Here is a 13,250-nt window from a genome sequence, read left to right as displayed (position 1 = left end):
GATACTGTCAAGCGACCTGACTAACCCACTTGGAAGAAGGGCCGCACGACGATGACGACGCGTTCAGGCGCGCGGGAGCGGCAGCAGGAGCCGAAGTTGCCCCTCCACGCCCTGCTCACCCGGGCCAGGGACATCGCGCTCGAGGGGCTGCACCAGCAGCTGGCGGAGGAGGGCTTCGAGGGGATCCGGTTCGTCCACGGCTCGGTCTTCCGCTACATCGACCCCGAAGGCTCGCGGCTCACCACGCTCGCCGAACGCTCCGGACTCACCAAGCAGGCGCTCGCCGAACTCGTCGCCGACCTCGAAAAGCACGGCTATCTGGAGCGCATCGCCGACGAGGCCGACCGCCGCGCGAAGATCATCCGACTCACCGAGCAAGGCAGGGCGGCCCAGGCCGCGGCGGGCCGGATCCTCGAGGACGTCGAGCAGCGATGGTCCGGGCTGCTCGGCAAGGACCAGGTCGCTGGCCTGCGCCGAACGCTGGAGCAGATCGTCGCGCTCGACGCCGCCTGAGCGGGCGGCCCGTTCAGGCCTGCAGCACGCCTTGAGGCTCACCCTCGTGACGGTACGCCGGGAAGTCGATGAACCCGGCGTCACCGCCGCCGTAGTAGACGGCCGGATCGGCCTCCGCCAGCGGAGCACCGAGACGAAGGCGCTCGACCAGGTCGGGATTGGCGAGGTACGCCCGTCCGAAACTGACCAGGTCCGCCCCCAGCCCCAGCCAGCGGTCGGCGGACTCGAGACCGGTCGGCGCGGAGCCGAACGGCTTGTCCCCGCGCGCCAGCCAGGAACTCGGATTGACCACCATCGTGCCGTCCCAACGCTTGCGCAGGTCAAGCATCGTCGCGTCGTCGGTGGTCGCCTCGATGTGGACGTACGCCAGGCCCAGCCGGTTCAGTTCGGTGACCAGTGCCGCGTAGACCTCGGCGTGGTCCGGCTCGGCGACGTCCCAGAGCCCGGCACCGGGCGAGAGCCTGATGCCGGTGCGCTCGGCGCCGACCGCATCCGCGGTGGCCTCGACGGCCGCGACCGCGAAGCGGATCCGGCCCGCGACCGACCCTCCGTAGCGGTCAGTGCGCAGGTTGGCGTTGGTGGAGAGGAACTGGCTGATCAGATAGCCGTTGGCACCGTGGAGCTCGACACCGTCGAAGCCCGCTCCGACCGCACGGACAGCCGCCGCCGCGTACGAGCGCGCCTGCTCGGGTACCTCCTGAGTGCTCAGCTCCCGCGGGACCGGGGCGGGCTGCGGGCCGGTGGGCGTGAAGACCGAGCCGGCCGCCGCGACCGCCGAGGGGGCGACCGGCTGCAGCCCGGTCACCGACTCATGGCCGATCCGGCCGCCGTGCATGAGCTGGGCGAAGATCCGGCCGCCGTTGATGTGCACCGCGTCGGTCACCTGCCGCCAGGAGGCGGCCTCTTCGTCGGTGCGCAACCCTGCGGCGCCGGGGTTGGACGTCCCGACCAGGTTGGGGCCGATCCCGTCGGATACGAGCAGTCCGGCGCTCGCGCGTTGGGCGAAGTACGTCGCCATCGAGGGCGTCGCGAGGCCGTCGGTGGTGCCGCGCACCCGGCTCATCGGTGCCATCACGATCCGGTTCGGGAGGGTGAGTGCGCCGAGCTGGTGGCGGTCGAAGAGAGTGGTCATGCGGTGGCTTCCTCTGCTCTGCCTGGCGTGGTCGGTGGGGACATCACGTACGCTAAAACCTGACACTGACGTCAGAGGCAAGCTTTGTGCCGGAGATCACAGGAGGTGGAACGTGCGGATCGGCGAGCTCGCGCGGCGGGCCGGGGTGAGCGTGCGATCGCTGCGCTACTACGAGGAGCAAGGGCTGCTGACATCCGAGCGCAGCGCGAGCGGGCAGCGGCATTACGCCGAGTACGCCGTCGACCGGGTGATCCTCATCCAGCGCCTCTACGCCGGCGGCCTCTCCAGCCGGACGATCGCGGAGGTGATCCCCTGCGTCGACTCTCCCGGCGCCGACACCGCCGACGATGCCTTCGAGCGCATGCTCGTCGAACGCGACCGGCTCAGCGCACACATCGACGATCTGCTGGCCACCCGGGACGCACTCGACGAACTGATCGCGATGAACCGCCGCTTCCGCGCGACGCAGGCGATCGGCTAGCGCGCCGCGGTGCCGCGTGGACCAACCGGTCCATGGGGTGGGAAGCGGGCCGTCTGCTATCCATCGGACAGCTCTACTGGGCGATCCAGATGCGTTCAGGTGCGGTGTCAGAACAGGGCGAATCGACCCTTCGCAGGGGATGCATTTCATCAAGACAGACATCGTCGAAAATCTGGGCAAGGACGGCTCGCTGGGCGATCCGAAAGACTGGAAGATCGCGGTCTCTCCCGCCAACGAGCAGACACCCCTGGAGCGGTATCGACCCGCCGCAGGCGACACCATTTACCTCCTCAAGAGCGACGTAGGCCGCCCTCCAGCGGCCGAGTTCCCCTGATGCCCAGGCCACCAGCCTTCCTTGAGGACCTCAGCGTGAGCACCGCCCAGGAGCTGTTCCGTGAGAGCTCACTGGTCCCCCTCTTCCGGCGCGGGCTGGTGTTCGTACAGTGCAAGCGGCCCGCAGCCGACCAACTCATCGCGTCCGCGGCAGTGGAACTCGCCCCGCACCTCCGATTCCGTCACCACGACACGCGCGATCTCGAGAGCCGCGCACTCCGCGCACCCGGCCCTGGCGCGAGGGCGAGCCCCGCCCGATGCGCGGTGCTGCCGCTGGTGGAGATCCATGGTTCGACGGACGGGGTGGCAGATCTGGTAGCCGGCTACAAGGCCCTCGGTCACCGGCGCGGGTTATGGGTGAAGGGCCACATCGCGGAGCTGCCGACGGCGACGCTCTGCCAGTTCGACGCCCTGTTCCTCTTTCACATGAGCGAAGGCGACTTCAATCACGTCAGGTCGTCCGTTCCCTTGGGCGACAGCGCGGCCAAGGAGCTCGAGGACTCCGTGGACGCCTCAGGAAGGGCCTACGAGAGCGTCCTCTGCGTCGTTACCTCGCCCGCGATCGGCGAGCAGCCTCTCCCCCGACTGACGCCCCGGCCAACCGTGCTGCCGCTCACCCCGCACGACAGGGACGCGTCGTTGCCGTGATCGACCGATCGGAGGAATGGCTGTGTCCTGGACTGTGCCGGCGATCGTAGCGACCTGCGCCCTCGCCTTCACCATCGGATCGTTCTGGTGGATGAACGAACGCCGGGGCCGGCTCAGGTCCTACGCACCGCACACCTTCGGTGCTTGGGTGAAGGACCGCCAACTATTCGTCCACCTACCGCTGGTGATTTACAACACCGGGCCCAAGCCCCTGATCGTCCAGAACCTCCGCCTCTGCTTCAGCGACGGTCCCGCCGGGATCGAGCCGCTGCTCTGGAATGGATGCTTGGCCGAAGCCAGGAAGTCACACATAGCCAAGAACGCGAAGCCCGCGATCTTTTCGGTGCCCGGTCGTCAAGCACTGCAATTGTTTGTGGATTTCGGCAGCGAATTGCCGCAGGATCGACCTCACAAGGAGCACCTGTGCGACCGCACGGCGACGATCGAGGCCATGCTCGGCGACCGTGACGCGTGGGGACCACTGGTTCGGTTCACACTCCAACTCGGCCGTGTGCAGGGCCCCTACGAGTTCGGAATGTATCGCAACGACCGCGGCTGACACACCTCCCCTCCCCCGCCCACCTCGGCCCTTACCGGGCCCGTGAGGCGTGGGGCGACTCGGCGTCCACCAGGCAGGCGACTCCGCGGCGAGCGTTGCGCATGCCGCCCGCTGAGTGTGGCGCCACCGGTGCGAGCGAGACTTCGGGGGCGGCCGGCGCACAGCGGAGGAATGCGATGCCCTATGGACCCGGATCTCGTCGTGAGAAGAAATACGTCGCGATGGACGACGACGCCATTGCCGTCATCGGGTTGTCCTGCCGCTTTCCCGGCGCCCCGGATCCGGACGCATTCTGGAGCCTGCTGAGAAACGGCGAGGACGCCGTCACCGAGGCCCCCGCGGACAGGCGCGAGCAGTCCGCCGCGTACGCCTCCTTCCGTGGCGGATTCCTCGACCAACCGGACTATTTCGACGCGGATTTCTTCGGCATTTCCGCCCGCGAGGCGGCCGCCATGGACCCGCAGCAGCGCCTCGCCCTCGAACTCGCCTGGGAGGGCCTGGAGCACGCGGGCGTGCTGCCCGAGACGCTGCAGGGCAGCGACACCGGCGTCTTCGTCGGGTCCATCTGGGACGACTACGCCAAGCTGGCCCACCAGCACGGCGCCGCCGCCCTCACCCAGCACAGCCTCACCGGCCTGCACCGCAGCGTCATCGCGAACCGGCTCTCCTACGTGCTCGGCCTGCAAGGACCGAGCCTCGTCGTCGACTCGGGCCAGTCCTCCTCCCTCGTCGCCGTCCACATGGCCTGCGAGAGCCTCCGCACCGGCGAATCCGCCATCGCCCTCGCCGGCGGGGTGAGCCTCAACCTCATTCCCGAGAGCTTCCACATCGCCGACCACTTCGGCGGCCTCTCCCCCGACGGCCGCTGCTACACCTTCGACGCCCGCGCCAACGGCTACGTACGCGGCGAAGGCGGCGGCCTCGTCGTCCTCACCACCCTGCGCCGCGCGCTGGCCGCGGGCCACCCCGTCCACGCCGTCATCCGCGGCAGCGCCGTCAACAACGACGGCGGCGGCGGCCACAACCTCACCTCCCCCAGCATCGAGGGCCACCGCGACGTCCTGCGCCGCGCCTGCGCCCAGGCCGCGGTTGACCCCGCCGACGTCCGGTTCGTAGAGCTGCACGGCACCGGCACCCCCGTCGGCGACCCGGTCGAGGCCGCCGCCCTGGGCGCGGTCCACGGCGCCGCGCGCGCCCGTGACGGCGATGCGCCGCTGCTGGTCGGTTCGGTGAAGACCAACATCGGCCACCTGGAAGGCGCCGCGGGCATCGCCGGGCTCATAAAAGCCGTGTTGTGCGTACGGGAGCGCACGCTCGCCCCGAGCCTCAATTACGAGACCCCCAATCCGCGCATCCCACTCGACGCCCTCCATCTGGAGGTGAATACGGCCCTCCGCACGCTGCCGGGCAGCGAACCGCTGCTGGCCGGGGTCAGCTCGCTCGGGGTCGGTGGCACCAACTGCCATGTGGTGATCTCCGACTGGGTGCACCGCGACGACGGCGACGGCGAGCGAGCTGAAGCGTCCGAGGCCCCGGCCTCCGGGCCGGCGCCCGTTCCGGTGCTGGTGTCGGGGCGTGCGGAGGCGGCCCTGCGAGGGCAGGCGGAGCGGCTGCGGTCGTTGGTGGAATCCGCCGCCGGTGCGGTGTCAGTGGCGGACGTCGGCTACTCCGCGGCGGTGACGCGGGCGCAGTTCGAGCACCGCGCCGCGGTGATCGCCACCGATCGCGGGTCGCTGGCGGCCGGGCTGGCCGCGCTGCAGGACGATGGAGCGGATTCCGGGGTCGTACGGGGCGTCGCGCGCGAGCGGGACCGGGCGGTGTTCGTCTTCCCGGGACAGGGATCGCAGTGGGCCGGCATGGCGCTGGACCTGGCGGAATCCGCGCCGGTCTTCCAGCAGCGGCTGGCCGATTGCGCAGAGGCACTCGACCCGTTCGTGGACTGGTCGCTGCTGGAGGTCCTGGGCGACGAGCAGGCCCTGGAGCGGGTCGACGTGGTGCAGCCCGCGCTGTGGGCGGTGATGGTGTCGCTGGCGGCGCTGTGGCAGGCCCACGGTGTACGCCCGGCCGCGGTCGTCGGCCACTCGCAAGGCGAGATCGCCGCCGCCTGCGTCGCGGGCGGCCTCACCCTGGAGGACGGCGCACGGGTCGTGGCGTATCGGAGCCAGGCGGTCCTGGCGCTGTCCGGGCAAGGCGGGATGGTCTCCCTCGCGGTTCCGCGCGCGGACGTTGATGAGCTGCTGGCCCGCTGGGAGGGCCGTATCTCAGTGGCGGCGGTCAACGGCTCGGCGGCCACCGTCGTGGCCGGTGACGCCGACGCCCTCGACGAGATGATGGACGTCTGCCGGGAGCAGGGGACCCGAGCACGGCGCATCCCGGTCGACTACGCCTCGCACTCCACGCACGTGGAGCGCATCGAGGACCGGATCGCCGAGCTCCTGGCGCCGGTACGGCCCGTATCGGGCGAGGTCCCGTTCTTCTCCACTGTCACCGGGCAGCAGCTCGACACCGCCTCCCTCGACGCCGATTACTGGTACCGCAACCTGCGCCGGACCGTCCGCTTCGAGACCGTCATCCGCACCCTCCTCGCGGAGGGACACCAGGCGTTCATCGAGATGACCCCGCACCCGATCCTGACCATCCCGATCGAAGCGACCGCCGAAGACGCGAACACCGACGCACTCATCGTCGGCAGCCTGCACCGTAACAACGGCGGCCTCGAACGCTTCTACACCTCCCTCAGCCAGGCCTGGGTCAGCGGCGTACCGGTCGACTGGGCCGGCGTCTACGCCCACACCCCCGCCCGCCGCATCGGCCTCCCCACCTACGCCTTCCAGCGCCGCCGCTACTGGCTGGACGACCCCGGCACCACCCACGACGCCCCGCCGTCCAGCACCTCCCCCGGCGATCTCGATCACGACCTCCCCGACCTGGTGCGCGGCCAGATATCCACGGTGCTGGAGCGCCGCTCCCCGGACACCCTCCCGCTGGAGCGGTCGTTCAAAGACCTGGGCTTCGACTCGCTCAAGGGCGTCGAGCTCCGCAACCGCCTGAGCCAGGCGACCGGCAAACGATTGCCGACAACGCTGATCTTCGACCACCCGACGCCGGAGGCGCTGATCCGCTTCCTCCGGTCAGAGGTGCTGGACGAGAGCTCCCGCAGCACCGCTGCCGCCACCACCACCGACGCTCCCGCCGACCCCGTGGTGATCGTCGGTATGAGCTGCCGCTTCCCCGGCGGCGTACGGTCGCCGGAGGCCCTGTGGGATCTGGTGGCGTCGGGCGGCGAGGGTATCTCCTCCTTCCCTGCCGATCGCGGGTGGGACCTGGAGGGGCTCTCGGACCCCGGACCGGAGCGCTCTGGGACCTCCGCCACCGGCCTCGGCGGGTTCCTCCACGACGCGCCGGAGTTCGACGCCGAGCTGTTCGGGATCAGCCCGCGCGAGGCCACGGCCATGGACCCGCAGCAGCGGCTGCTGCTGGAGACCGGCTGGGAGGCGTTCGAGCGCGCCGGCATCGACCCGTTGTCCGTACGCGGCAGCAGGACCGGCGTCTACGCCGGGACGTTCATGTACCGCGACGCCGGCGGGGGCGGGCCCGTGGACGGGATCGAGGGCTACCGGCTGACCGGCGGCGCGGCGAGCGTGCTGTCGGGACGGCTGTCGTACGCCTTCGGGCTCGAAGGGCCGTCCATGACGGTGGACACGGCCTGTTCGTCGTCGCTGGTGGCGCTGCATCTGGCGGCGCAGGCGCTGCAACAGGGCGAGTGCTCGATGGCGCTGGTCTGCGGCGTGACCGTGATGCCCACGCCGCAGACCTTCGTGGAGTTCAGCCGGCAGGGGGGACTCGCCCCGGACGGGCGGTGCAAGTCATTCTCTTCCTCGGCCGACGGCACCGGGTGGGCCGAGGGCGTCGGCGTGCTCCTGGTGGAGCGGCTGTCCGAGGCCCGCCGCAATGGGCACCAGGTGCTGGCGGTCGTACGCGGCTCCGCGGTGAACCAGGACGGCGCCTCCAACGGCCTCACCGCCCCCAACGGCCCGTCCCAGCAACGGGTGATCCAGGCGACACTGGCCAGTGCCGGCCTGTCCGCCGCCGAGGTGGACGCGGTCGAGGCGCACGGCACCGGCACCAAGCTCGGCGACCCGATCGAGGCGCAGGCCCTGATCGCCGCGTACGGCCGGGACCGCCCGGACGACCGCCCGCTCTGGCTGGGCTCCGTAAAGTCCAACATCGGTCACACGCAAGCGGCGGCCGGTCTGGCGGGGGTCATCAAGATGGTCATGGCGATGCGCCATGGCGTGCTGCCGCACACCCTGCACGTGGCCGAGCCCAGCCCGCACGTGGACTGGAGCGACGGGACCGTACGCCTGCTGACCGAGCAGCGCGACTGGCCGTCGGACGGCCACCCGCGCCGCGCCGGTGTCTCCGCCTTCGGGATCAGCGGCACGAATGCCCACGTCATCCTTGAGCACGCACCCGCCGAGGAGCCGGCAGCGGCTCCCTCCGCCCCCGCCCTGCTCCCGCTGCCGGTATCCGCCAAGAGCGAGTCGGCCCTGCGCGACCAGGCCGCCAGGCTGCTCTCCCACCTCGACGCCCACCCCGGCCTCTCCCCCGCCGACATCGGCTTCTCACTCCTCACCGGCCGCGCCACGCTCGACCACCGCGCCCTCGTACTGGCCGACGACAGCGCCGCCTTACGCGGCGGCCTCGCAGCTCTCGCCGAGGGCGGCCCCGCCCCGAACCTCGTCACCGGCGTCGTGCGCAGCGACAGGAGGGCGGTGGCGTTCCTCTTCGCGGGGCAGGGCAGCCAGCGGGTGGGGATGGGGCGGGAGTTGTACGGGCGGTTCCCGGTGTTCGCGGCGGCGCTGGACGAGGCGTGCGGGCACTTCGATGCGCTGCTGGAGCGTCCGCTACGGGAGGTGATCTTCGCCGAGGACGGCTCGGCGGAGGTGGAGTTGTTGCATGAGACCAGGTACACGCAGCCCGCGCTGTTCGCAGTCGAGGTGGCGTTGTTCCGGCTGATCGAGAGCCTGGGCGTACGGCCGGACTACGTGGCCGGCCACTCGATCGGCGAGGTCGCGGCCGCCCATGTGGCGGGTGTCCTGTCGCTGCGGGACGCCTGCAGGCTGGTGGCGGCCCGCGGCCGATTGATGCAGGCGCTGCCTGCCGGCGGCGACATGGCGGCGCTCCAGGCCACCGAGGAGGAAGTGCTCGACAGCCTGACCGGATACGGCGACCGCGTCTCGATCGCCGCGCTCAACGGCCCCACATCGACCGTCATCTCCGGCGACGCCGACGCGGTGACCGAGATCGCCGCGAGCTGGCAGGAGCGTGGCCGTCGCACCAAGCACCTGCGGGTCAGCCACGCCTTCCACTCCGCCCATATGGACCCGATGCTGGATGAGTTCCACGCCGTCGTACGGGACCTAGATCTCCAGCCGCCGCAGATCCCGGTCGTATCGAACCTCACCGGCGAGACCGCGGCCGGGGAGGAGATCTGTTCCCCGGAGTACTGGGTCCGCCACGTCCGCGAACCCGTCCGCTTCTGCGACGGAGTCCGGCATCTGCAGTCCGCAGGCGTGACCACCTTCCTGGAGGTCGGCCCCGACGGCACCCTCACCGGAATGACCCGCGACTGCCTCGCCGACGCCGACCTCATCCCCGTACTCCGCCGCGACCGCCCCGAAGCGCTCGCCTTCGCCACAGCTTTGGGTCGGCTGCACGTACGCGGCACCGCGCCCGACTGGACGGCGTTCTACGACGGCACCGGCGCCCGCCGGATCGACCTGCCCACGTATGCCTTCCAGCGCAAGCGCTACTGGCTGAATGACGCCGACAGCCTGGTGCTCAGCGCCCGGCTGTCGCTGGAGACGCAGCCCTGGCTGGCCGATCACATGGTGCTCGGCAGGGTCGTGTTCCCCGGGACGGGCCTGGTGGAGCTGGCGATACGGGCAGGTGAGCAGGCCGGTTGCGGCGCGCTCGACGAGCTCACGCTGCAAGCGCCGCTGGTGCTGCCCGAGAAGGGCGCCGTGCAGGTGCAGGTCGTGGTCGGCGACCCCGACGCGAGTGGCCGCCGACCGGTCGGCATCAACTCCCGGCCCGAGGACACTCAGGGCGCCGCCGGCGCCCCATGGACCCGGCACGCCAGCGGCACCGTCACGCCCACCGGCCCTGAGGCGCCGTTCGACCTCAGCTCCTGGCCGCCGGCCGATGCCGAGGAGGTCGCGGCTGATGGTCTGTACGCGCGGCTTACTGAGGCGGGTCTGGAGTACGGGGCGGCGTTCCGTGGGGTGCGGCGGGCCTGGCGGCGGGGCGAGGAGGTGTTCGCCGAGGTCGAGCTGCCCGAGGACCGGCACAGTGACACCGGTTCGTACGGCCTCCACCCCGCGCTCTTCGATGCCGCGCTGCACGGGATGGCCCTCAGTGGGCTCAGGCAGCCACCACGCCGCCCACTGCTCCCGTTCTCCTGGAGCGGTGTGCGGCTGGATGCCGTCGGCGCCACCACGCTGCGGGTACGGCTGGCGCGCAGCGGTCCCGAGTCCCTCGCGCTCCAGATCGCCGACGGTGCCGGACGTCCCGTCGCCGAGGTCTCCTCGCTGATGCTCAGGCCGCTGGCCGAGGAGCTGTTCGGCGCCGCGGCGGCCGCGGTCCACGAGTCGCTCCTCCGGCTGGACTGGACCCCGGTGCCGCTGCCCGCCGCGGGCCCGCCCGCGCCGCGATGGGCCCTGGTCGGCACGACCGGCGCCCGGCTGTCGGGACTGCTTGCCGCCGCCGGGACCGACGTCGTGACGTACCCCGACTTCGACGCGCTGGGCGCCGCACTCGCCGCCGACGGGCCGCCCGCCGACGTGATCGCCGTCGCCTGCGGCGCGAGGGAGGACTCGACCGTCGGGCCGAACGAGGCCGGCACCCCGCACGCAGCCGCCCGTTCCGCCACCGCCAACGCCCTTACCGCAGCCCGCTCCTGGCTGGCCGACGACCGGTTCACCGGCCGCCGCCTGGTCGTGCTCACCCAGGGCGCCGTGGCCGCCACCCCCGGCGAGACGCCCTCTCTGACCGACGCCCCGGTCTGGAGCGTCATACGCTCGGCCGAGGAGGAGCACCCCGGCCGCTTCGCCCTGATCGACACCGACGGCACCGACGCATCCCTGCGCGCCCTCCCTGCTGCAGCCACCGCCACCGGCGAACCGCAGATCTCCCTCCGCGCCGGCGACGCCCACATCCCCCGCCTGACCCCGCTCGGCTCCGAAACCGCCCTCACCCCACCGGACGCCCCCGCCTGGCGACTGGACGCACCCACCAAAGGGACGATCGAAGGCCTCGACCTCATCCCCTCCCCCGAGGCAACGGCCCCCCTCGCCCCCGGCCAAGTCCGTATCGCGATGCGCGCAGGCGGCCTGAACTTCCGGGACGTCCTGTTCGCCCTCGACATGTACCCCGACGAGATGCTCCTCGGCGGCGAAGGCGCCGGCGTCGTCACCGAGGTCGCGCCCGACGTGACCCGGCTGACCCCCGGGGACCGGGTGCTGGGCCTGATACCCGGCGCGCTCGGCCCCGTCGCCGTGGTGGACCACCGGATGGTCGCCCACATGCCCGCCGGCTGGTCGTTCACCGAAGCCGCCGTCGTCCCGATCGTCTTCCTCACCGCCTACTACGGCCTGGTCGACCTCGGCCGCCTCCAGCCCGGCGAATCCGTCCTCGTCCACGCCGCCACCGGCGGCGTCGGCACGGCGGCCGTCCAACTCGCCCAACACCTGGGCGCCGAGGTCTACGGCACCGCCAGCGCAGCCAAGTGGGACACCCTGCGCTCGATGGGCCTCGACGACGCGCACATCGCCTCCTCCCGCACACTGGACTTCGCGGACACGTTCCGCGCCCCAACCCGCGGCGAGGGCGTGGACGTCGTACTCAACTCCCTCGCCCGCGAGTTCGTCGACGCCTCCCTCGGACTGCTCCGCCCCGGCGGCCGGTTCGTAGAGATGGGCAAGACCGACATCCGTACGCCCGAAGCGGCCACCGCGGGCCGACCAGGCGCCTCGTACCGCGCCTTCGACCTCATGGAAGCCGGCCCCGACCGCATCCAGGAGATGCTGACCGCCATCCTCGGCCTCTTCGAGAGCGGCGCGCTGCGCCTGCCCCCGATCACTACCTGGGACGTACGAGCCGCCAAGGAGGCGTTCCGTCACCTCAGCCAGGCGCGGCACGTCGGCAAGGTCGCGCTGACCGTGCCCCGTCCCGTGGCCCCCGAGGGCACGGTCCTGATCACCGGTGCCACCGGCACCCTCGGCGGCCCGCTGGCCCGGCATCTCGTCGCCGACCACGGCGTCCGGCATCTCGTGCTGGCCGGCCGCCGGGGACTGGACGCCCCCGGCGTTACGGAGCTGGCGGCGGAACTCACCGCCCGCGGCGCCGAGGTGACCGTGGCCGCCTGCGACGTCGCCGACCGCGCCGCGGTCGCCGCGCTGCTGGCCGCGGTGCCGCCGGAGCACCCGCTGACCGGCGTCGTGCACGCGGCCGGCGTGCTGGACGACGGCGTGGTCGCGGCCATGACCCCGGAGAGCCTCGACCGGGTGTACGCGCCGAAGGCGGCTGCCGCCTGGCATCTGCACGAGCTGACCCGGGACCTGGACCTGCCGCTGTTCGCGCTGTTCTCCTCCGCCACCGCCGTGCTCGGCAGCGCCGGGCAGGCCAACTACGCGGCCGCCAACGCCTTCCTCGACGTCCTCGCCCAGCACCGCAGGGCCGAGGGCGCGGCCGCCCTGTCGCTCGGCTGGGGACTGTGGGCGACGGACACCGGTATGGCCGGCGGGCTGAGCGAGCGGGACCGCACCCGGTTCGCGCGCGGTGGCGTGGGCGCGCTGAGTGCCGCCGAGGGGCTGGAGCTGTTCGACGCCGCGCTCGGCACGGGCGAGCCCCATCTCGTACCGATGAAGCTCAACGCGGCCGCGCTGCGCGCCGGTCCGGGCGAGCGGATCAATCCGGTGCTGCGCGGCCTCGTGCGGAGCCGCGCCGCGCGGCCGGCAGACGACACCAGCAGCGACCGGCGCGCGGCCTCGCTCGCTGAGCAGCTCGCCGGGCTCTCCCCGATCGAGCAGCAGCGCGCGGTCCTGGAGACCGTACGAACCGAGGCCGCCGTCGTCCTCGGCCACGCCTCGCCGGCCGCGATACCGGCCGACGCCGAGTTCAAGGACCTGGGCTTCGACTCGCTCACCTCGGTCGAGCTGCGCAACCGGCTCGACGCGGCGACGGACCTGCGGCTGCCGGCCACGCTCGTCTTCGACGTCACCACGCCGCAGGCGATGGCCGGCTATCTGCTGTCGCAGCTCTTCCCGGACGGCGCCGAGCCGGCCGCCGACGCCGACGGGGAACTCCGGCAGCTCATCGCCTCGATCCCGGTGGGACGCCTCCGGGCCGCCGGCCTCGAAGAGATCCTGCGCCGGCTCGCCGCCACGGCGGACGAGCCCGCGCACGACGGCGGCAACACCGAGCTCATCGACGCGCTGGATGCCGCGGACCTGGTGCGTATGGCACTCGAAGGATCCGAAGCCCCCTGACTACGTGACCTGCTGCCCCCTGACCTGCCGACC

At 71.9% G+C, this 13,250-nt stretch carries 7 protein-coding genes; 6 read left to right on the top strand and 1 reads right to left on the bottom strand.

All coding sequences use genetic code 11. The features are described 5' to 3' along the window. Positions 1-51 precede the first annotated feature (51 nt). The gene (locus ACNNMR_RS42465; RefSeq protein WP_420000105.1) at positions 52-513 is read left to right on the top strand and encodes a MarR family winged helix-turn-helix transcriptional regulator; all 462 of its coding nucleotides are present in this window, start codon (positions 52-54) and stop codon (positions 511-513) included. Between the two features lie 13 nt (positions 514-526). Here ACNNMR_RS42465 and ACNNMR_RS42460 read toward each other — a convergent pair whose 3' ends face one another. Beyond that, on the bottom strand, positions 527-1,645 hold the full coding sequence (locus ACNNMR_RS42460; protein WP_420000104.1) for an alkene reductase: 1,119 nt from the start codon (positions 1,643-1,645) through the stop codon (positions 527-529). Positions 1,646-1,757: 112 nt separating this feature from the next. On the opposite strand from ACNNMR_RS42460, the gene ACNNMR_RS42455 reads away from it, so the two are divergent. From ACNNMR_RS42455 to ACNNMR_RS42435, 5 genes are all read left to right on the top strand, one after another. After that, complete coding sequence (locus ACNNMR_RS42455; RefSeq protein WP_420000103.1) at positions 1,758-2,126, top strand: MerR family transcriptional regulator; 369 nt, start codon at positions 1,758-1,760, stop codon at positions 2,124-2,126. Between the two features lie 139 nt (positions 2,127-2,265). Next, a complete protein-coding gene (locus ACNNMR_RS42450) occupies positions 2,266-2,460 on the top strand; it encodes a hypothetical protein (RefSeq protein ID WP_420000102.1) in 195 nt (64 codons plus the stop codon). 35 nt (positions 2,461-2,495) lie between these two features. Further along, complete coding sequence (locus ACNNMR_RS42445; protein ID WP_420000101.1) at positions 2,496-3,107, top strand: hypothetical protein; 612 nt, start codon at positions 2,496-2,498, stop codon at positions 3,105-3,107. A 22-nt stretch (positions 3,108-3,129) separates the two neighbouring features. Then, positions 3,130-3,666 carry a hypothetical protein gene (locus ACNNMR_RS42440; RefSeq protein ID WP_420000100.1) on the top strand — a complete coding sequence of 179 codons (537 nt, stop codon included), beginning with the start codon at positions 3,130-3,132 and terminating at the stop codon, positions 3,664-3,666. 176 nt (positions 3,667-3,842) lie between these two features. After that, a complete protein-coding gene (locus ACNNMR_RS42435; RefSeq protein ID WP_420000099.1) occupies positions 3,843-13,217 on the top strand; it encodes a type I polyketide synthase in 9,375 nt (3,124 codons plus the stop codon). Positions 13,218-13,250 lie beyond the last annotated feature (33 nt).

This window comes from Streptomyces boninensis (assembly GCF_048572725.1).
Classification (GTDB): Bacteria; Actinomycetota; Actinomycetes; order Streptomycetales; family Streptomycetaceae; genus Streptomyces; species Streptomyces boninensis.
This window is presented reverse-complemented; position numbering and strand designations above follow the sequence as displayed.

Bases quoted from the DNA above. Each gene is read 5' to 3' on its own strand.
- ACNNMR_RS42465 (WP_420000105.1), top strand. From the start codon at position 52: ATGACGACGCGTTCAGGCGCGCGGGAGCGGCAGCAGGAGCCGAAGTTG.
- ACNNMR_RS42460 (WP_420000104.1), bottom strand. From the start codon at position 1,645: ATGACCACTCTCTTCGACCGCCACCAGCTCGGCGCACTCACCCTCCCG.
- ACNNMR_RS42450 (WP_420000102.1), top strand. From the start codon at position 2,266: ATGCATTTCATCAAGACAGACATCGTCGAAAATCTGGGCAAGGACGGC.
- ACNNMR_RS42435 (WP_420000099.1), top strand. From the start codon at position 3,843: ATGCCCTATGGACCCGGATCTCGTCGTGAGAAGAAATACGTCGCGATG.